Annotated in this window: 15 protein-coding genes; 12 read left to right on the top strand and 3 right to left on the bottom strand. The window is 60.7% G+C overall.

The window, feature by feature from the left end; translation table 11 throughout:
* Nucleotides 1–28: 28 nt before the first annotated feature.
* Complete coding sequence (locus MRBLMS1_RS01670) at nt 29–1,144, bottom strand: alkene reductase (RefSeq protein ID WP_485877384.1); 1,116 nt, start codon at nt 1,142–1,144, stop codon at nt 29–31.
* Nucleotides 1,145–1,579: 435 nt separating this feature from the next.
* Here MRBLMS1_RS01670 and MRBLMS1_RS01665 point away from each other — a divergent pair, with 435 nt between their 5' ends.
* The 4 genes from MRBLMS1_RS01665 (at nt 1,580) to MRBLMS1_RS01650 (ending at nt 5,577) form a co-directional block, all read left to right on the top strand.
* Nucleotides 1,580–2,911, top strand: a complete 1,332-nt coding sequence (locus MRBLMS1_RS01665; protein ID WP_485877382.1) for a sensor histidine kinase — start codon at nt 1,580–1,582, stop codon at nt 2,909–2,911.
* Nucleotides 2,911–3,663, top strand: coding sequence for a LytR/AlgR family response regulator transcription factor (locus MRBLMS1_RS01660; protein ID WP_099411081.1), 753 nt, complete (start codon nt 2,911–2,913; stop codon nt 3,661–3,663). Before MRBLMS1_RS01665 ends, MRBLMS1_RS01660 begins: the two co-directional genes overlap by 1 nt.
* Nucleotides 3,664–3,770: 107 nt before the next feature.
* Entirely contained in the window at nt 3,771–4,823 is a 1,053-nt protein-coding gene (locus MRBLMS1_RS01655) for a S41 family peptidase (RefSeq protein ID WP_180279135.1), read from the top strand.
* 364 nt (nt 4,824–5,187) lie between these two features.
* Nucleotides 5,188–5,577 (top strand): hypothetical protein, encoded by a 390-nt coding sequence (locus MRBLMS1_RS01650; RefSeq protein WP_143450042.1) that lies wholly within the window; start codon nt 5,188–5,190, stop codon nt 5,575–5,577.
* A gap of 40 nt (nt 5,578–5,617) precedes the next feature.
* Here MRBLMS1_RS01650 and MRBLMS1_RS01645 read toward each other — a convergent pair whose 3' ends face one another.
* Nucleotides 5,618–5,896, bottom strand: coding sequence for a hypothetical protein (locus MRBLMS1_RS01645; RefSeq protein WP_143450043.1), 279 nt, complete (start codon nt 5,894–5,896; stop codon nt 5,618–5,620).
* A gap of 128 nt (nt 5,897–6,024) precedes the next feature.
* Complete coding sequence (gene gorA, locus MRBLMS1_RS01640) at nt 6,025–7,374, bottom strand: glutathione-disulfide reductase (protein WP_485877379.1); 1,350 nt, start codon at nt 7,372–7,374, stop codon at nt 6,025–6,027.
* 612 nt (nt 7,375–7,986) lie between these two features.
* Here gorA and uxaC point away from each other — a divergent pair.
* The 8 genes from uxaC to MRBLMS1_RS01600 all read left to right on the top strand — a co-directional run bounded on the left by uxaC (nt 7,987) and on the right by MRBLMS1_RS01600 (nt 19,306).
* The gene (gene uxaC, locus MRBLMS1_RS01635; RefSeq protein ID WP_485877377.1) at nt 7,987–9,381 is read left to right on the top strand and encodes a glucuronate isomerase; all 1,395 of its coding nucleotides are present in this window, start codon (nt 7,987–7,989) and stop codon (nt 9,379–9,381) included.
* 27 nt (nt 9,382–9,408) lie between these two features.
* Nucleotides 9,409–11,007 carry a UxaA family hydrolase gene (locus MRBLMS1_RS01630; RefSeq protein WP_485877375.1) on the top strand — a complete coding sequence of 533 codons (1,599 nt, stop codon included), beginning with the start codon at nt 9,409–9,411 and terminating at the stop codon, nt 11,005–11,007.
* Nucleotides 11,008–11,018: 11 nt separating this feature from the next.
* The gene (locus MRBLMS1_RS01625; protein WP_485877373.1) at nt 11,019–12,449 is read left to right on the top strand and encodes a tagaturonate reductase; all 1,431 of its coding nucleotides are present in this window, start codon (nt 11,019–11,021) and stop codon (nt 12,447–12,449) included.
* A gap of 148 nt (nt 12,450–12,597) precedes the next feature.
* Nucleotides 12,598–13,890: an MFS transporter gene (locus MRBLMS1_RS01620; protein WP_099411089.1), complete on the top strand. Its 1,293-nt coding sequence runs from the start codon at nt 12,598–12,600 to the stop codon at nt 13,888–13,890.
* Between the two features lie 116 nt (nt 13,891–14,006).
* Entirely contained in the window at nt 14,007–15,278 is a 1,272-nt protein-coding gene (locus tag MRBLMS1_RS01615; protein WP_099411090.1) for a porin, read from the top strand.
* A 147-nt stretch (nt 15,279–15,425) separates the two neighbouring features.
* Nucleotides 15,426–17,492: a glycoside hydrolase family 28 protein gene (locus tag MRBLMS1_RS01610; RefSeq protein WP_485878940.1), complete on the top strand. Its 2,067-nt coding sequence runs from the start codon at nt 15,426–15,428 to the stop codon at nt 17,490–17,492.
* Nucleotides 17,493–17,592: 100 nt separating this feature from the next.
* Complete coding sequence (gene kdgK, locus MRBLMS1_RS01605; RefSeq protein ID WP_485877371.1) at nt 17,593–18,528, top strand: 2-dehydro-3-deoxygluconokinase; 936 nt, start codon at nt 17,593–17,595, stop codon at nt 18,526–18,528.
* Between the two features lie 55 nt (nt 18,529–18,583).
* Nucleotides 18,584–19,306: a GntR family transcriptional regulator gene (locus MRBLMS1_RS01600; protein ID WP_099411093.1), complete on the top strand. Its 723-nt coding sequence runs from the start codon at nt 18,584–18,586 to the stop codon at nt 19,304–19,306.
* Nucleotides 19,307–19,374 lie beyond the last annotated feature (68 nt).

The following is a 19,374-nucleotide window of genomic DNA, read 5'->3' as shown; positions in this document are numbered from 1 at the left end:
CGCATCTGGGGCACGGTCAGCATCTGTTTTAACGGCTTGATGCGGCGTTATAAACTGGGTAGTCGGTGTAGCCCTGGGACAGGGCGCCGCTGACACCGTAATAGGTCGAACGGTCGCTGTCGGCCAGCGGCCAGCTGTTTTGCATGCGCTCCACCAGATCCGGATTGGAGATGAATGGCATGCCGAAGGCGATGAGGTCGAGGTCGCCTTTTTCCAGTTCGCTGCGCGCCAGTTCCTGCGTGAAGCCGCCCGCGCCGATCAGGGTGCCTTGGTAGGCTTTGCGGAAATGCGCACCAAAGCCTTCCGGAACTTCCGCCGCCGTGATGGTCGGCTGATAATTCAAATGCACATACGCCAGGTTTCGAACGCTAAGCTCAGCGGCCACGCTCTTCCAGACTTGCGCTTCATCCTCATAGGCGCGCATGTCGTACAGTCGGCCGTATGGCGAGAAGCGCACCCCGACTTTGCTGCTGCCGATGGCGGCCGACAGGGCGTCGATCGTTTCCAGCAAAAAGCGCTGGCGGTTGGCGATGCTGCCGCCGTACTGGTCGGTGCGCGTATTGACGGCGCTGCTGAGGAACTGGTCGAACAGGAAGCCGTTGGCGGCCATGATCTCGATCCCGTCAAAGCCAGCTTCGATTGCGACTTTTGCCGCATGTACGAAGTCGGCAGTGACGCGGGCAATCTCATCAACCGTCAGTGCGCGCGGCACGCTGGGCAGTACCGGGCCAGCCTTGCCCGGTTCGATCCAGGCATAGACGGTGGTGTTTTCCGCCGCCACGTCGCTGGGGCCGACGGGCGCCACATTACCCGGCTGGATCGATACGTGCGACATGCGGCCCACGTGCCACAGCTGAGCGAAGATCTTGCCGCCCTTGGCATGCACGGCATCGGTGACTGGACGCCAGCCCCGGCCCTGGGTTTCGCTATAAATGCCCGGCGTGTATAAATAGCCGCGGCCTTCATCGGAGACCGGCAAGCCCTCGGTGACGATCAGGCCGGCAGAGGCGCGCTGGGCGTAATACAGCGCGGTGAGGGCGTCAGGATTGTTTTCGAGCGTGCGCGTGCGCGTCATCGGCGCCATCACGACGCGGTTAGCCAGGGAAATGCCGGACAGGTCATAGGGAGTGAACAGTTGATTCATGTGATGCCTCGCAAAGGGGTCTGGAGCGCCGGGGCGCCGGATAATTGCCGGGATAAATACCAAGCTCGAAATAAGTCTACCATCTAGTAGGTAGGCTTGTCAAGCAGACTTTGAATTTGTTTTGTGTGAACCGTGCAAATCGTTATCTAGGTATGACGCTGCATGTTTTGTTTCGCAGTGCCACGATGGACACTTTCGAAAGAACCGAGGACCGTGCTCAGAATATGTAATTGGACGCTATCCCTGTTGCTCCGCTCCACCCATCTGGGTTCATGCATATGTCCTTCTAAATCGTTGAGCCCGGCAGCGACTCTATCCACGGCGTCCATCCCGCCAGCGCCGGTTTCCTCCGCGATTTGTAGGCGTTCGTCGCATGGGAGAAGATACGGGCGTCCGTGCCGCTAGAATGGGGGCGAGTTAAACACAAGGAATTTAATGAGTTCTCCCCCATTTTTGCCATTCAACGCGCCTCCCGTATCGGAAGTCAAGCACGACCGCCACCTTGTGCGCCGCTACTTGCTGCAGTCTGCGCTGCGCTTAAACGCCGGTTCACTCTTGTTCCTGTCGCTGGCGATCGCGCTGCTTCCGCTCTGGCTGAACCTCACCCCGGCCGCGCCGGGCGAAATGGAGACCCGCAAGCTGACTCCGTACATTGTCAGCGGCGTTGTAGCGGCGGTGATGGTCTGGCTCGCGCTGATGTCTAATGGGATCGCACGCAGCTTTCTAGCGCGGCTGGGCGAAGAGCGCAAGGCGCTGAGTGTCGAGGCGATGGCTTCCATGGTTACGCGTCGCATCCATGCGCCGTTCAATCCCTACACCACCTTTGACCTGTGCACTGAGTCCCTATCGGGGCTGGCGCTCGGCATGGCACTTGGCTACTCCGGTCCGCCTGCGTTTTTTCACGACCCTTTCAAGGGCCGGATCGTGCTGGGTCGCTGGCGCCCGTTGGTGCTGGGGCGCCATGTCGAGGTGAGAATATCGTCCGATTTGGGCCCCAGCTGCGACATTGAGCTGCGCTGCCGACCTGGCCTGGCTTGGTTCGCGATCCAGCAGGGTGAGTCACTAAAGACTGCCGAGATGGTGTCTACCCAACTGCAACAGCACCTCGCGCGCCATGCAAGCGCGCTAAATGCGGCTCGGCGTGAGCGCGAGCTGGAACGCACCTCTCTGCAGGCGCGCCTTTCAGCCTTGCAGGCCCAGGTAGAGCCGCACTTCCTGTTCAATACCCTGGCAAATCTAAAGTATCTGATCCGCACCGACCAGCGGGCCGCGCAAGAGATGCTCGACCATCTGGTCGGCTACCTGCAAAACGCGATGCCCGATATGCGCTCGGTGTCCTCGACCCTGGGACGAGAAATGGATCTTGTTAGCGACTACTTGGCGGTGATGCGCATTCGCATGGGCACGCGCCTACGCTACGCTGTCGAAGTGGCCGAGGAATTGCGCAGCCTGCCGTTCCCGCCGGCGATGCTGATCTCGCTTGTGGAGAACGCCATCAAACACGGTTTGGAGCGGGCCAGCCGACCGGGCCTGATTACCATCAACGTAAGGCACAAAAGCGACAGCACGGACGGGCTGCTGAGCGTGTCTGTTGTCGATGACGGGGTCGGCTTAACCGAACAATCCGGGCAAGGAACAGGGTTGGCGAATATTACAGAGCGCTTGCTGCTGCTATATGGGCGGGAGGCTAGCCTTTTTGTGGAGCCTGGCGACGGACAAGGTGTATGCGCAGTGTTGACGGTGCCTATTGTCGGGAGCCACGCCTGATGCCAAGCGCTCTGATCGTCGAGGACGAGCCTCTGCTAAGGGCGGAGCTGGTGGACCAGCTGTACGCCTTGTGGCCCGAACTGCAAATCGCCGGCCAGGTCGAAAACGGCATCGACGCGGTGGCAAGCATCGACGTACTGAAACCGGACATCGTATTCCTGGACATACAGATGCCCGGCCTGAACGGCATGGAGGTGGCGCGCCATATTCCCGAGTCGTGCCAGGTAGTGTTCGTTACAGCGTATGCGGACTATGCCTTGGCCGCTTTCGATACCGGCGCGTCCGACTATCTGGTCAAGCCGGTGACGACCTCACGCCTGCTGCAGACGATCCGTCGTCTGAAATCGCGCACGGCCGCAAGCCCGCCGCCGGCCGTGTGGGAACAGCTCTTTGAACAGGAGAGCGCACCGGTGTACCTCAAGTGGATCAAGGCCTCAAGCGGCAGTTCGGTGCGACTGGTGATGGTGAGCGAAGTGCTGTACTTCCAGTCGACCGAAAAGTACACGCGGGTGGTGACGGACCACGGCGATTCGCTGATTCGGTTGCCTCTCAAGTCCCTGCTCGAGCAACTGGACCCTCAGTTGTTCACGCAAATCCACCGCAGTGCCGTCGTCAATCTGCAGGCCATTGACCGGATTGAACGCAGTGAATCCGGGGTGCGCAGCGGCCCTGGGCTGGAGGTCATCCTGAAAGGCCGGACCGAGCGCTTGACCGTTAGTGAGGGATTTACCAAGCAGTTCCGTCAGATGTAGCAAGGATGTTAAAGCCTCCCTGCCGATTGGCCGCCTCCGTAACGACGGCGGATTTGTTGGTTCAGTTCGCAGTTAATCATTTAATCATATTAAAAAAAAGGAAAATAATGAAAAATAAATGGATAGTCTCCCTAGCTTTGTTATTACTGACCGTGACAGGGGCAATCGCAGCTACCCCCCCGGTGGCGCCGACAGTGGAGGTCAATCCGGCAGTCCGGTTGGAGGTCATCGATACGCTGATTGCCAAGCTCAATTCCCACTACGTTTTTCCAGACAAAGCCAAACAAGTCGAGGTTGTCTTGCGCCAGCATCTGCGCGAGGGCAAGTACGATAGGGTCACAGACGGTCAACAACTCGCCAAACAGCTATTCGATGACATTGATGGCGTTATCCACGACAAGCATATGTTCATCGATGTCAGTGCCCAGCCGGTGCCGCCCGATGATGCAATGCCGCCGCCACCACAGACGCGGGCGGAATGGGAAAAACAAGTGCCGCCTGCCGTGCTTGAAAGGGTTCTTGCATCAAACCTTGGCGTGGAAAAGGTCGATCATCTTAGTCCCAATATCGGCTACCTGGAGATTTCCTCATTCGGGCCGATTTTCCTTGTATCCGACAAGTTCGCCACAGCGATGAATAAACTCGCTAACACCGATGGCCTCATCATCGATCTGCGCAACAACGGCGGTGGCGGGGAAGACTCAGTGGCGCTACTGATCAGTTATCTTGTTGACGGGCGCACCCGCCTCAACGACATCTGGGAACGTGCGACCGGTATCACCACGCAGTATTGGACGCAGGATAAGCTCGACGGCAAACGCTATGGGGGCAAGAAGCCGGTCCTCATCTTGACAGGCCCCGATACGAAGTCCGCCGCCGAATCATTTGCGTACCAAATGCAGGCGCTGAAACGCGCCAAGGTGATCGGGGAACGCACTTGGGGCGGCGCCAACGCTTCGCGCCCATATCGTCTCAGCGAGCATTTAGCTATCTTTATCCCAAGCAAGCGCCCGGTCAGCTCAATTACCCGTACAAACTGGGAGGGCACGGGAGTCACTCCGGATGTAGCTACAAAGGTGAACGATGCTCTCGCGGAGGCTAAAGTTCTGATGCAGCGACAATTTCATGGGGGCGCACCACGTGCTACCAAGGATCACTAAAAACTATGGTCGATATGCCGGGTGCGAAGTTCATATTTGCCACGATGAGGTAGAGAACAGCCCAGTGCAGTCTTTGGGTGGCGAGATTCTTCACTTCGACGGCAAGAGTTTCACCCGGTCTGAGTTGCCGGAGACAAAGGCAGATAAACACGGCTAGAATGGGATTCAGACGTCTGGCGCAGTGTTGATTGATAGGTTTTATATCTCCACGACGGCACGGCACAAGCATGCACTATGGCGGGAGGGACGCCTCCAAAGTGCGCGCCTCCTCAGAAGATCAAATCATCACCTTAGATAAGCGCTACACCTGGTCGCAACGAAGGCGGGATCGCGGAACGTAGCGCCAAGTTTATCAACCGTGATCTTGCGCCTCTCCAAGGACGTCTCCCAGAACTATTGCCGTAACCGCGAGAGGTTATTCAACTCTGGCGTCGGCCAAATCCCTGTGGTTAATGCCGCCACCATGCGCAAACGAGTCGGCCGTGTGCTGGGCCGTGGCGGTGAATTCGCCAACCGCGTGTACATCAATAGCTGGTATCTGATCGGGCCGTTCAAAGGCAAGCACGGAAGGGGACTATCTTCCATCCACTACTATCCGCCAGAAGATGGAATTGTTCTGGACTCTGCCTATCGAGGCAAGGATAACCGTGTGGTTCAATGGCGTTACATCAACGCGGATAGCTATCCCCTCGTACCGCCCGACTTCGCCGAAGACGCGGTCTACTACGGCTATACCGAACTCATGTCTGGCTAAGAGCGGCACCTGACGATCTGGATTCCGGCCGGCAGGCCGATCATCGCAGCACCCGATCAAGCACCTGCGCCAGCGCGGCCGCGTTGGGCTGGCCTTCGATGCACACGTGGAGCTGGCCCAGCTCAAGCATGATCGTCCCGCCCACATCGATGGTGGCGTTGCCTGGCGCCGGCGCAGTGGGCGCCAGCACCACCGGCAAGAGGCCATCGTCGCGCATCAACGCAGGCACGCCGAGGCGTCCTTGTTGATAGAGGCTGCGCCAGCTGCCTGCGTGGCATGGGTCGAACATCATCAGGTAGCTGCCATTTGGCTGGCGCACTTATTCAGGTGCGGAGCAAACGGCAACGCGGTACCGATACGGCAATCCATCTAGCACAGGATGAAGAGGGAGATTAGCGAGCCGGTGTCGCCCAGCGCCAGTGCGTGGTGTTGGCGCTCGACGCGCCATTACTTCATGGTTACGAACTCTTCGGCAGCAGTAGGGTGGATAGCCACTGTATTGTCGAAGTCGCGTTTGGTCGCACCCATCTTCAAGGCCACGGAAAATCCTTGTAGGATCTCATCCATGCCGATGCCGATGCCGTGGATGCCAACAATTTTTTCCTCCGCGCCGATACACACGAGTTTCATGCGCGAAGGCTGTGCATGATGGGTCGGTGCGGTATACATGGAAGTGAACGCAGATTGATATATCTTGACAGCGCTATCACCAAATTGCACACGGGCCTCGGGTTCCGTAAGTCCAACTGTGCCGATGGGCGGGTGGCTAAACACCACGGTAGGGACGTTGCTGTAATCGAGATGTTCATCAGGCTTGTTGTTGAACAGGCGTTCGGACAGGCGCCGGCCAGCAGCAACTGCGACAGGTGTCAGTTCAATCCGGCCGGTGTTGTCGCCCACCGCGTAGACCCCCGCAGCGCTAGTGTTTTGCAGCTTGTCAACAATGATGTAACCCTGCTCGCTGATAGTGACGCCAGCACGTGCGAGGTTGAGCTTGTCGGTGGCCGGCTTGCGGCCAATGGCCCAGATTAGACAATCCACAGTTTGGGTTCGCCCATCCTCCAACGTCAGGGTCAGACTGCCATCCGCGTTTCTATCCACGGATTTTGGCACGGCGTTGTTGTGCAGATTGAGCCCTTCAGCCTGCATTACTTCGACCAGCGTCTCAACGAGAAGTGGATCAAAACCTCGTAATGGGGCATGCCTTCGAACAAACAGGTGCGTTTCGGCACCCAGGGCATTGAGAACGCCCGCAATTTCTACTGCGATGTAACCGGCCCCCACCACTGCGACTCGCTGCGGCAAGGCATCCAGTGCGAAAAATCCGTCAGAATCAATACCGTATTGTGCGCCGGGAATTGTGGGATAACTGGGGAAACCGCCGGTCGCGATCAGTATATGGTCCGCTGTCAATCGTTCACCGTTGACTTCGACAGTATGGGAGTCGATGAATGTGGCGAAACCCCGGATCACGTCCACTTGGTTTTTACCGAGAACGTTGTTGTAGGAAGCACGGATACGTTCGATATAGGCCGTCCGATTCGCAATCAACCTTTGCCAATTGAAATAGTCGACATTGACGTCAAAACCATAATCGGGTCCGTAGGTGTGAATCGCTGAAGCGATCTGCGCCGCGTACCACATCACCTTTTTTGGCACACAGCCGACGTTGACGCAGGTGCCACCAATGTCCTTCGCCTCGATCACGGCGCATTTCATGCCGTGCATGGCGGCGCGATTAACAGAGGCGATCCCGCCGCTACCACCACCTATTGCAATATAGTCGTAATGTTTCATCAATTAACTGCCCTTTATAGTCGTCAATTTCCCGTATCGTTATCGCAAGCAGACAAGCAAGTTTGTTGAATTTCATACGTCGCACGCTTACTTGCTGATCAATTCTCAACTTTAAATTATTTCCAATACTATACCTACTAAATGGTAGTTTGTGTGAGAAGCCATGAATCTGACAAACCGGCACAGAGACGCGAAGGACGGCCACGTTGACCGAACGGGAGCTTGCGATGCCAGGGTCGGGGACCTGTTTAAGCGGAATGGACGCGCGTGTTGCATTCAGCAGCGATAGTGCGTGCTCAAGATATCTTCTTTGTCATAGATGATCGTTTGCTAAGGTCGACACAACGAAGATGCTGACGTAGCCGCTGCCTGCGGCCAACCTGACATACGGTAGGGTGCCATTTTCGCGCGATTCACCGAGTTGCTCAGCGATCCCCGCAATTTTTCAAGTTGTTGTTGTTTCCTCCTCTTCACATTTTTCCCTCTTGATATTTCTGCTTGCCTTTACTGATATATTACATTTACTATTCTGATATATCAGAGCGCGCCAGTTTGGTGCCACGACAAAAACACAGCGCGATGCCCGTCGCGCGCAGCAAGGAGATAGCTACGATGACCGAGTTCATGAATCAGGATTTTCTTCTCACCACCGACACGGCCCGCAAGCTGTACCACGAAGTGGCGGCCGACCTGCCGATCATCGATTACCACTCGCATTTGCAGCAGGGCGAGATCGCCAGCCGCAAGACCTTCCGCAACATCGCCGAGCTGTGGCTGGCGGGCGACCACTACAAATGGCGCCTGATGCGCACGGCTGGCGTGGCCGAGGAGTTCATCACGGGCGCGCGCTCGGACCAGGAGAAATTCCGCGCCTTCTGCAAGGTGCTGCCACTGGCCATCGGCAATCCGATCCACCACTGGAGCCATCTGGAACTGCGCCGCATCTTCAATATCGATTTGTTGATCAATGAAGCGAATGCGGACGCCATCTGGGAACAGGCCAACGCCATGCTGGCAACGATGGACACCTGGTCGCTGCTGGAACAGGCGGGCGTGGAAATCGCCTGCACCACCGACGATCCGGCCGACGACCTGCTGCAGCATGCGCAAATCGCCGCCTCCGGCCTGAAGACGCGCGTCCTGCCCGCCTACCGTCCGGACAAGGCCATGCGCATCAACCAGCCGCGCTTCCCCGAGTACCTGCAGCGCCTGAGCGCAGTGGCCGATGTTCCCGTCACCTCGTTTGCCTCGCTGATCGCCGCGCTGGCCGTGCGCGTGGAATTCTTCCACTCGCGCGGTGCGCGCATCTCGGACCACGCCGTCGACGTGACCTTGCCCGTGCAGGCGGCCAGCGCCGAGGAACTCGAAGCGTTGTTCGCCAAGCGCCTGCAAGGCACCTTGCTCAGCGACGTGGAAAATGGCTTGTACCTGCGCGGTCTGCTCGAGGCGATCGGCCGCGTGTACGCGAACTACGGCTGGACCATGTGCCTGCACATCGGCGCGCAACGTAACAACAACGACCGCATGCGCGGCTTGCTGGGGCCGGACACGGGCTACGACTCGATCTCGGACATGGGCTGCAGCGCCGGCCTGGCCTCCTTGCTCAACGCCCTGGATCTGGACGACCGCCTGCCGAAAACCATGCTGTTCTGCCTGAACCCGAACATGAATGAAGTGTTGTCTACGATGGTGGGCAACTTCCAGGACGGCACGGTGGCAGGCAAGCTGCAGTTCGGCCCGGCCTGGTGGTTCAACGACCACAAGGAAGGCAATCTGCAGCAACTGGTCGGCTTCGGCAATCACAGCGTGCTGGGCGTGTTCGTCGGCATGGTGACCGATTCGCGCAGTTTCGCTTCCTACCCGCGCCACGACTACTTCCGTCGCCTGGTATGCCGCCAGATCGGCGAATGGGTGCACGGCGGGGAATACCCGAACGATTTCGAGGCATTGGCCACCGTCGTGCGCGGCATCTGCTACGAAAACGCCCAAAAATATTTTCAGCTGTAAGCCCTTAGCCGCCGCCAGGAATTAGTCATGCAAAAAGTATTGTGTATCCACCCAGACGACGACATGCTGGTCGCCTTGTCCGACCTGGCCGCTGGGGAAGTGGTGAACTGGGAAGGTGAGTCCATCCTCATCAGCAGCGCCGTCAAAACCAAGCACAAGCTGTCCCGCCGCGCTTTCGCGGCCGGCGATATCCTGCGCCTGTACGGCGTCCCCGTCGGCAAGGCCACGGTGGATATCCGCCGCGGCGAAGCCGTGACCACGGACAACCTGCACCATTACGCGGCCGAAGTGGAGCTGGAAGCGCAAGCGCCCTACACCTGGACGCCGCCTGACGTGGCACGGTTTGACGGCGCCACCTTCCCCGGCGTGGTGCGCGCCGACGGTCGCGTCGGCACGGCCAATTACTGGCTGATTTTCCCCCTCGTCTTCTGCGAAAACCGCAACGTCGAGCACTTGCGCAACGCGCTTGAAGCGCCGCTCGGCTATACGCGCAACGACCTCGCTTCGTTCACCTTGTCGCTGCTGGGCGAAGACATGGAAGCGCCGAAGCCCGTCGTGCGCCCGTTTCCGAATCTGGACGGCGTGCGCATCATCACGCACAACGGCGGCTGCGGCGGCACGCGCGCCGATGCGCGCTCACTGTGCAAGATTTTATCTGCCTACGCCGACCATCCGAACGTGGCCGGCATCACGGTGTTCAGCCTTGGTTGCCAGAATGCGCAGATCGCCATGTTCCAGGACGCGCTGGCCAAACAGAACCCGCATTTTGACAAGCCCTGCCTGATCTACGAACAGCAGAAATGGGATAGCGAAGACGCCATGATGAAGGCCGTGCTGACGGACACCCTGGCGCAATTGAAGGAAGCGAACAAGGTGGTGCGCCAGCCGGTGCCGCTGTCGCACCTGAAGATCGGCGTCAAGTGCGGCGGCTCGGACGGCTTTTCCGGCATTTCCGCCAATCCTGCCATGGGCCTGGTGTCGGATATGGTGGTGGCCGTGGGCGGTGCCTCCATCCTGGCCGAGTTCCCGGAACTGTGCGGTGTCGAGGCGAACCTGATCGAGCGCTGCGAAAACGACGACGACAAGCGCCGCTTCCTGGGCCTGATGCGCGACTTCGAAGCGCGCGCCGAGGCGGTCGGCACGCATTTCGCCGATAACCCCAGCCCTGGCAACATCCGCGACGGTCTGATTACCGACGCGATGAAATCGGCCGGCGCGGCAAAGAAGGGCGGTACCTCGCCCATCGTCTCGGTACTCGATTACGGCGAGCAAAGCCCGAAACCAGGTTTGTCCCTGCTGTGCACGCCGGGTGGCGACGTCGAATCGGTGACGGGCATCGTCGCCTCGGGCGCCAACGTGGTGCTGTTTTCCACGGGCCTGGGCACGCCGACGGGCAATCCGATCGTGCCGGTGCTGAAGATTTCCAGCAATACGCGGGTGGCGAAAAAGCTGTCGGACCTGATCGACTACGACTGCGGCCCCGTCATCGACGGCACGCCATTGCCGGACGTGGCCAACGGCCTGTTCGACATGGTGGTGGCGACCGCCGGCGGCAAGTACACGGCCAAGGCCGACCGCCTGCAGCAGTACGACTTCATTTTCTGGAAACGCGACATTTCACTGTGAGCCACACGCCCATGCAAACCCTACGCCGCAGCGCGCCTTATGCGCTGCCGATCAAATTCCTCCAATTCGGCCAGGGCAATTTCATGCGCGGCTTTTTCGACTGGCAGGTCGACCTGCTCAACGAACGCAGCGGCCTGAATGCGGGCGTGGTCGTGGTGCGCCCGCGCGGCGGCAGCGGCTCGCCGCTGCTCGACGTCCAGGGCGGCCTGTTTACCACCGTCGTGCGCGGCCTTGACGAAAATGGCCATGCTGTCAGCACCTGCCGCACCATCTCCTGCGTGCAGCGCGAAATCGATCCGGTCAGCATGTATGGCGACTATCTGGCGCTGGCCAGCCTGCCGGAACTGCGCTTCATTGTCTCGAACACCACCGAGGCTGGCATCGTCACCAACGACAGCGACACCTTCGATGATGCGCCGCCGTCGAGCTTCCCCGCCAAGCTGGCGCGCCTGCTGTCCGACCGATATGCGTATTTTGAAGGCGACCGCACAAAAGGCGTGGTATTGCTGCCCTGCGAATTGATCGAACAGAATGGCCCGGCCCTGAAGGCGGCCGTGCTGCATTTTGCGCGCCTGTGGCAGCTCGAGGCGGGCTTTGCCGATTGGCTCGACAACGCCTGCGTCTTTTGCTCGACCCTGGTCGACCGTATCGTCACCGGCTATCCGCAAGAAGACGCCGCCGCCATCGAAGCGCAGCTCGGTTACCGCGACCAATTCCTGGTGGCCGCCGAATATTACTATTTGTTCGTCATCGAAGGCCCGGCGTCGCTGGCCGATGAATTGAAACTGGCGGATGCTGATCTGAATATCCTGCTGGTCGACGATATCGCGCCCTATAAAAAGCGCAAGGTGGGCATCCTCAACGGCGGCCATACGGCGCTGGTGCCCGTGGCCCTGCTGGCTGGCCTGGGAACTGTGGGGGAGGCCGTCAACGACGCGCAGGTCGGTGGCTATCTGTCCGATACGCTCGCCCAGGAAATCATCCCCGCGCTGCCGCTGCCGCAGGACGAACTGCAGCAGTTCGCGCGCGACGTACTGCTGCGCTTCCGCAACCCTTACATACAACACCGCCTGGCGTCCATCGCCCTCAACAGCTGGAGCAAGTTCGCCGCCCGCATTGCGCCGCAGCTGCTGCGCTATGTGGAAATGCATGGACGATTGCCGCTGCGCCTGGTGCTGGCACTGGCTGCCACCATGCGCCTGTACCGCGGCGACGTCATTGCCTTGTCCGACGATGCGGCCACCCTGGCGTGGTTCGGCCAGGGCTGGGCCGATGTCGATGCCGGCCGGCTGAGCTTGCAACAGCTGGCGCAGGGCTGGCTGGCGCAGGAAAACGTGTGGGGCCGCGACATGAACGCGGTGCCAGGCCTGGCGCAAGCCGTGGCCACGGCCCTGCAGAACATCGCTTCGCAGGGCATGCGCGGCGCCTTGCAGGCCTTGTAGGACAGCCGCACCGCAACAGCATTACCGCACTACGGCAATACCGCAGCACCCATAAAAACCGAGGCCGAAGGCACTTCCCCAGGAAGGCTGAACGGCCCAAAAAGTGGCGGCGCAGCTGCGCCGCCTTGGATGGATAGAGGGAGACAATATGACTAAAATACGCGGCATGCGCTGGTGGATGGTCGGCCTGGTCACGGCCGGACTGATCGTCAATTACCTGGCGCGCAATACCTTGTCGGTGGCGGCGCCAACGATGATGAGCGAGCTCAATATCACCACGCAGGAATATTCGTACATCGTGGTGGCGTGGCAGGTGTGCTACGCGCTGATGCAGCCGATCGCCGGCTATGTGATCGACGCCATCGGCACCAAGCTTGGCTTCGCAGTATTTGCGCTGGCCTGGTCCGTGGCCTGCGCCTGCGCGGCGATGGCCACGGGCTGGCAAAGCATGGCGCTGTTCCGTGGCATGCTGGGCCTGACCGAAGCGGCCGGCATTCCCGCCGGCGTGAAGGCCACCACCGAGTGGTTCCCTGCCAAGGAGCGCTCGATCGCCATCGGCTGGTTCAACATCGGCTCCTCGATCGGCGCCCTGTGCGCGCCGCCGCTGGTGGTGTGGACCATCCTGCACGGCAGCTGGCAAATGTCCTTCGTCATCGTCGGTGCCATCGGCATCGTCTGGACGGGACTGTGGCTGGCCTTCTACAAGCATCCGCGCGACCAGAAGCTGTTGACCGACAAGGAGCGCGACTTCATTCTGGAAGGCCAGGAGCAGAGCGACGCGTCCGGCAACGGCGTGGCGCCGAAGGCGCGCTGGCACCAGATCGTGCGCAGCCGTAATTTCTGGGCCATCGCCATTCCCCGCTTCCTGTCGGAACCGGCCTGGCAAACCTTCAATGCCTGGATCCCTTTGTACATGGCCACCGAGCGCCACATGAACATCAAGGAAATCGCCATGTTCGCCTGGCTGCCGTTCCTGGCCGCCGACATCGGCTGCGTGCTGGGCGGCTACCTGAGCCCGTGGTTCCACAAATACTGGAAGGTATCGCTGTTCACTTCGCGCAAGCTGGTGGTCATCGTCGGTGCCGTCTGCATGATCGGCCCGGCTTGCATCGGCCTGGTGGCCAGCCCGTACGCGGCCATCGCTCTGCTGTGTGTGGGTGGCTTCGCTCACCAGACTTTATCGGGCGCGCTGTACTCGATCACCTCCGATGTCTTCGGCAAGAACGAAGTGGCCACCGCGACGGGGCTGGCCGGCATGTCCGGCTACCTGGGCGCGACGATCTTCACGCTGGTGTTCGGCGTGCTGGTGACCCTGGTCGGCTACAGCCCGCTGTTCATGCTGCTGGCCGTATTCGACCTGGTGGCCGCCGTCGTGGTGTGCATGCTGATACGCGAAAAGATGACGCCAGCCGTGCCGCTGGGTAAGCCAGCCTTTACCTGACGGCCAACCCTCCCTGTTTCCCCCCGTTGTTTCCTGCACCACGCGGTGCGGCGGGGAGCTGTTTTTTTGATGTTTATACATATGCGCCAATCAAGGCGCGAGAAGAGGAGAAGCACATGACACCACTGAACAACCGTTGCACCCGCCGTGTCCTGGCGGCAGCGATCCTGGCGGCCTTGTCCGGCAGCGCGCTGGCCGAAGGCATCCTGGAAAACCGCCATGTCGAAACGCGCATCTACGGCTTCCTGAACGGCGAGATCGAATCGGTGAAAGCCGAAGGCGGCCCCACCCCCTACGGCAGCCGTGGCCGCGTGTCGGACGGCAATTCACGCATCGGCTTTGCCGGCTCGATCGGCATCAAGGGCGACGTGCGCGGCCTGTGGCAGATCGAAGGCAGTCTGAACAACTTTGACGAAGGCGGCATCAATGGCCAGGGCAAATCATCGACCATCGAATCGCGCAATACCTTCGTCGGTATCGAGAGCAAGCGCTTCGGTCGCTTCGTGATCGGCAATAACGATTCCGTCTACCGCAGCCTGGTCGGTTCGGGCGGCGCCCTGGGCGGCAACCTGGGTCTGACGGTGCAGGGTCTGGACGTGTGGAACAACACCTCGGCTCAGCTGAGCGGCAATGCCGACAGTCTGTTCGGCCGCGGCGAAGCGCGCTACAAGAACTCGGCGCACTACCTGACGCCGCAATGGAACGGCTTCCAGGCTGGCGCTTCCTACGGCTTCGATGAAGTGCGCGATACCGGCGACGACCGCGCGCGCTACTCGCTGGCCGCCAAATACAGCATCGGCGCGTTCTCCATCGGCGCCGGCTATGACCGCCAGCAAAACACGGGCGTGGACGTGGAAAACCTGTCGAAGGGTTTCGGCATGCGCAATACCTCGGTGAGCGGCGTGAACACCTCGTTCTACAAGGTGCTGGCGACCTACAAATTCCCGACCAAAACCTCGGTCGGCCTGGGCTTTGAATCGGGCAGCTACGGCTACGCGCTGCAGTCGCTGCCGACGCCGGGCAATATCTACACGGCTCTGCAAACGGGCAGCATGAAGCAGCGCTCGGTAATGGCGTCGCTCACGCAGGAAGTCGGCTACGACACCACGGTGATGCTGGCCGCCGGCAAGCTGGGCAAGCTCGACAACACCACCTTTGGCCGCCCCGATGACTTCGGCGCCACGCAAGTATCGCTGGGCGCGACCTACAAGATCGACGAACAGTTCATGCCCTATGTGTACTTCACGCGCATCAACAACAAGTCGCAGCAAAACGTCAACTTGGGCCAGTCGCCGCTGCACAGTAACAAGGCGGGTACGGACGACGCCTTCCTGGCGCCCGGTAATTCGCCACGCGCCTTCGGCATCGGCCTGATCGCCCGCTTTTAAACCTTGTTTTCAAAAAGAAGCCGGCGCAAGCCGGCATACAGCGCGCCTCAGAGCGTGCTTCCATCAGGAGATACATACATGAAGTCAGGTATCAAACAACTTAATACTGGCTGGACGCAGGCATGCGTCGCCCTGCCGCTGGCCGTCATGCTGGCTGCCTGCGGCGGCGGTGGCGACACCAAGGGCGAAACCGCCACCAGCTATACCCCGGGCAGCGTCTACCAAGTTGGCACGACGTCGTTCGATCCGGACCTGCCGGCCGAACCGACCCTGCCGAAAGATACGCAAGTGTGCGCCACGCTCGAAGCATCGCCGAACCTGGTGCGCCGTCCGGACGGCTCGCTGCCGCCGGAAGCCGACCCGTCGAAGCCGGGCGTCGGCGTCGTCGTCACCACGGCCACGGCCAATCCCGATCAGGCCCGCATCCAGGCAGCGCTCGACGCCTGCGGCGCCGCCGTCGATGCCGAGGTGGGCGCGAAGATCGCCGCCGCCGATGCCGCCGCTACGGCCGCGCAAAAGACCGCCAACGTCAAGAACGTGAATATCGCCGGCGTCACGGGTGAGGAACTGGCCAAGCCGGAATACCGCGGCAGCAAGTTCGCCGTGCGCCTGGTGGTCAACGGCTCGGGCGTGGGTGATGGCTTCATCAGCGGTCCCTTGACCCTGCCATCGGGCGTGACCCTGTGGATCGACAAGGGCGTGACCTTGTACGCCTCGCGCGACGTGACCACGTATTCGCCGAATCCGGCCGGTCCGTACTGTGGCAACACGGCTGTCAGCTCGACCAAGGCCGGCAGCTCTGGCAACTGTTCGGCGCTGATCAACGGTAACAACCTGGTCAACTCGGCCGTCATGGGCGATGGTTCGATCGACAGCCGCGCGTATGCGGAAATCGTCACCACCAACAAGCTGTATCCGCTGATGAAGGTCGACATGACCTGCTCGAACACCTATGCCATGTACGCCACGGGCAAGCAGGCGGTGGACGGCGTGTCGTGTGATAACGGCGGCACCGTCGTCGACTCGAAATCGTCGGCACGTAACATGAGCTGGTGGGACCTGGCCTTTCTGGGCAACATGGTGCAGAACGGCGTGACCGGCACGGGCTCGCAGTCGAACTTCCGCATGATGGTGTTCAACTATGCGAAAAACCTGACCCTGTACCGCATTTCGCTCAACAACAGCGCCAACTTCCACGTCGTGCCGAGCGGCGTCGATGGCTTGACCGTGTGGGGCGTGAAAGTGCAGACGCCGACCCTGGCGGCCTTCGCCAATCCGGCCGGCAACGGCAACCCGCTGTACAACGGCGATACCTATAACGCGGACAACGTCAAGAACACGGACGCCTTCGATCCGGGCGCGGCCGGCAAGGCCATCTCCGGCAAGCTGGCCACGGGCAGCAAGACCACATCAACGGGTGCCATGTCGTTTGACGGCTACCTGAAGAACTTCGTCTTTGCGTATAACTTCGTCAGCACGGGAGACGATGACGTGGCCCTGAAAGGTAGCGCCAATCCCTCGCCGCCCGGCTCGGGCCTGTTCGCCATCGACGGCAAGCGCGATGTGCGTTCGGACCGCAAGCACGGTATCGTGATCGCGCATAACCACATTTATTGGGGCCATGGCATTTCGGTCGGCAGTGAAACGAATGCGGGCGTGAGCAACGTCGAGGTGTACGACAATTCGTTCACGCATTCGGAAGAAGGCTTGCGCATCAAGTCGGACTATGCGCGCGGCGGCGAAGTGAGCAACGTCCACTACCGCAATATCTGCATCCGCGATGCCTTGAACGCGCTGCTGTTTACCACCTACTACAGCACCAAGGCGCTGCCGACGGCGGGTCCGCAATACCCGAACTTCCACGACATTACGCTCGATAACGTGCGCATCTTGGGCAATACGGCCATCAAGCTGCAGGGCTTCAAAGCCAATACGGGCGGTTTCGACAATCCGCAGTATCCTCTGGTGATGTCGTTGAATAACGTGGTGACGGATGCGCCGAACGGCACGACGATGACGTCGTCGGACGCGAACCTGACGATCAAGGGCACCAATTTGCCTATTTTCGCCAATGCCGCTGAACGCGTGAAGGTCAACGGCACGGCCACGCAGGCAGTGGACGTCGACAAGGTGGTCGACTGCAGCAAGGCCTTCGTTGATTTCCCGGCCATCGGCCAGTCGAACCTGTTTGGCTCGACCTGGGACAAGAAGTAAGCCGCGGCGCCGGGCTGAGTAGCACCGCGCCGCGCCGGCATCCCGAAAGATGGCCAGCGCGGCGCCGCTCTGAATCGATGGAAATTGGGAGATAATCGCAATGCAAGCACCACAAACCGTCTTCGTCATCGGCGAATGCATGATCGAACTGCAGCGCAGCGCCGGGACGCAGGCCATGGCTTACCGTTTTGGCGGCGATACGCTCAATGCGGCGCTGTATTTGGCGCGCCTGGCCGATCCGCGCCGGCATGCGGTGGCGTACGTGACGGCGCTGGGCGTCGACGGGCTGTCGGACGACATGCACGCCAGCTGGCAGGAAGAGGGCATCGATACGCACTGCGTGCAACGTCTGGACGACAAGCTGCCCGGCATGTATCTGATCGAGACGGATGCGCACGGCGAACGGAAGTTTCATTACTGGCGCAGCGATTCGGCCGCGCGCCACTGGATGCGTGGGCCGCAGGCGCCTGCCATCTTGCAGCAGCTGGCTAGTGCGCGCCACGTTTATCTGTCCGGCATCAGCCTGGCCATCCTGGCGCCGGCGGACCGCGAACTGTTGCTGGACACGCTGGCGCAGTGTCATGCACAAGGCGGCCAGATCATCTTCGACAACAACTATCGCCCGCGCCTGTGGGAAAGCGCCGATGCCGCCGCCTCGGTCTACCATCGCGTGCTGAGTCTGTCGTCACTGGCCCTGCTGACGCTGGACGATGAAGATGCCCTGTACGGGCCTGCCGACGTGGCACAGGTACTGGCCCGCACCCGCGCGCTGGGTGTGCCCGAGATCGTGCTCAAGCGGGGAGCCCAGCCGTGCATCGTCAGCTATGAGGACACGCTGCAGGAAGTGGCCGCCGAGCCCGTGGCGCAAGTGGTCGACACCACGGCGGCAGGCGACTCGTTCGGCGCCGCCTATGTGGCGGCGCGTCTGGCGGGCCAGCCGCCGGCAGCGGCAGCGCGTGCGGGACACCGGCTCGCCGCCCGCGTGATCGGCCAGCGCGGCGCCATCATCGCACGCACGGAAATGCCTGCCGGATGAACGCGGACGCGGTATCATCATTCCTGTCAAACTTTGCCGTACCATTACACAGTCTATGAATTCGACGTCTCCTTTTACGCTCGCCGATGGCGAAACCGGTGTCAGCGCCGCCCGCCGCATTTACGGACTGCTGCGCCAGCGTATCGTCGATATGAGCATGCTGCCGGGTACCCGCATTGTGGAAAAGGACCTGGCCGATGAATTGGGCACCAGCCGCACGCCCGTGCACGAAGCAGTACAGCGCCTGGCCGAAGAGGGCTTGATCGAGGTGCTGCCGCGAGTGGGCACGTTTGTCGCGCGCATCCCGCTCGACTCGCTGGAGGAGGCCATGCTGGTGCGCTGTGCCTTGGAAACGGCCATCATCGAAAAGGCCACCGAAAGAGCGACGCCCGAAGGTATCGCCAGCCTGCGTGCCATCCTGGCGGCTCAGGCCGAGTGCATCGAACGCAATGACATACGGGGATTTCACCGTACCGATGAGAATTTCCACGCGGCCTTGGCCGAGTTGTCTGGCTATCCGGGAGTCTGGCCCATGATCCTGCAGGCGAAAACGCAGATGGACCGCTATCGCCAGCTGACTTTGCCATTGGAAGGGCGCATGAGCGACGTGATGGCCGAACACGCCGGCGTGGTTGAAGCGGTCGCCTCTGGCAACCCGCAGCATGCCGTCGCCGCCATGCGCAGCCATCTCGATCATGTGCTGCCGGTGCTGGAAATCACCCGTAAACTGCGGCCTGAGTATTTCATTCCGCATCTCGCAGTCAAACCCAAGCGCTAGAACGCCGCCGCACCGCCCAGCACCCGCCCTCACAGCGGCGGGCAGGGACAGGCACGCCTGTCGTCGGC

Source organism: Massilia sp. LMS1-1-1.1 (assembly GCF_040815535.1).
GTDB classification, from domain to species: domain Bacteria; phylum Pseudomonadota; class Gammaproteobacteria; order Burkholderiales; family Burkholderiaceae_D; genus Janthinobacterium; species Janthinobacterium aestuarii.
Note: the sequence above shows the minus strand (reverse complement) of the source record. Positions and strands in the feature narration are given on the sequence as shown.

Bases quoted from the DNA above. Each gene is read 5' to 3' on its own strand.
- MRBLMS1_RS01670 (WP_485877384.1), bottom strand. From the start codon at position 1,144: ATGAATCAACTGTTCACTCCCTATGACCTGTCCGGCATTTCCCTGGCT.
- MRBLMS1_RS01665 (WP_485877382.1), top strand. From the start codon at position 1,580: ATGAGTTCTCCCCCATTTTTGCCATTCAACGCGCCTCCCGTATCGGAA.
- MRBLMS1_RS01660 (WP_099411081.1), top strand. From the start codon at position 2,911: ATGCCAAGCGCTCTGATCGTCGAGGACGAGCCTCTGCTAAGGGCGGAG.
- MRBLMS1_RS01655 (WP_180279135.1), top strand. From the start codon at position 3,771: ATGAAAAATAAATGGATAGTCTCCCTAGCTTTGTTATTACTGACCGTG.
- gorA (WP_485877379.1), bottom strand. From the start codon at position 7,374: ATGAAACATTACGACTATATTGCAATAGGTGGTGGTAGCGGCGGGATC.
- uxaC (WP_485877377.1), top strand. From the start codon at position 7,987: ATGACCGAGTTCATGAATCAGGATTTTCTTCTCACCACCGACACGGCC.
- MRBLMS1_RS01630 (WP_485877375.1), top strand. From the start codon at position 9,409: ATGCAAAAAGTATTGTGTATCCACCCAGACGACGACATGCTGGTCGCC.
- MRBLMS1_RS01625 (WP_485877373.1), top strand. From the start codon at position 11,019: ATGCAAACCCTACGCCGCAGCGCGCCTTATGCGCTGCCGATCAAATTC.
- MRBLMS1_RS01620 (WP_099411089.1), top strand. From the start codon at position 12,598: ATGACTAAAATACGCGGCATGCGCTGGTGGATGGTCGGCCTGGTCACG.
- MRBLMS1_RS01615 (WP_099411090.1), top strand. From the start codon at position 14,007: ATGACACCACTGAACAACCGTTGCACCCGCCGTGTCCTGGCGGCAGCG.
- MRBLMS1_RS01610 (WP_485878940.1), top strand. From the start codon at position 15,426: ATGCTGGCTGCCTGCGGCGGCGGTGGCGACACCAAGGGCGAAACCGCC.
- kdgK (WP_485877371.1), top strand. From the start codon at position 17,593: ATGCAAGCACCACAAACCGTCTTCGTCATCGGCGAATGCATGATCGAA.
- MRBLMS1_RS01600 (WP_099411093.1), top strand. From the start codon at position 18,584: ATGAATTCGACGTCTCCTTTTACGCTCGCCGATGGCGAAACCGGTGTC.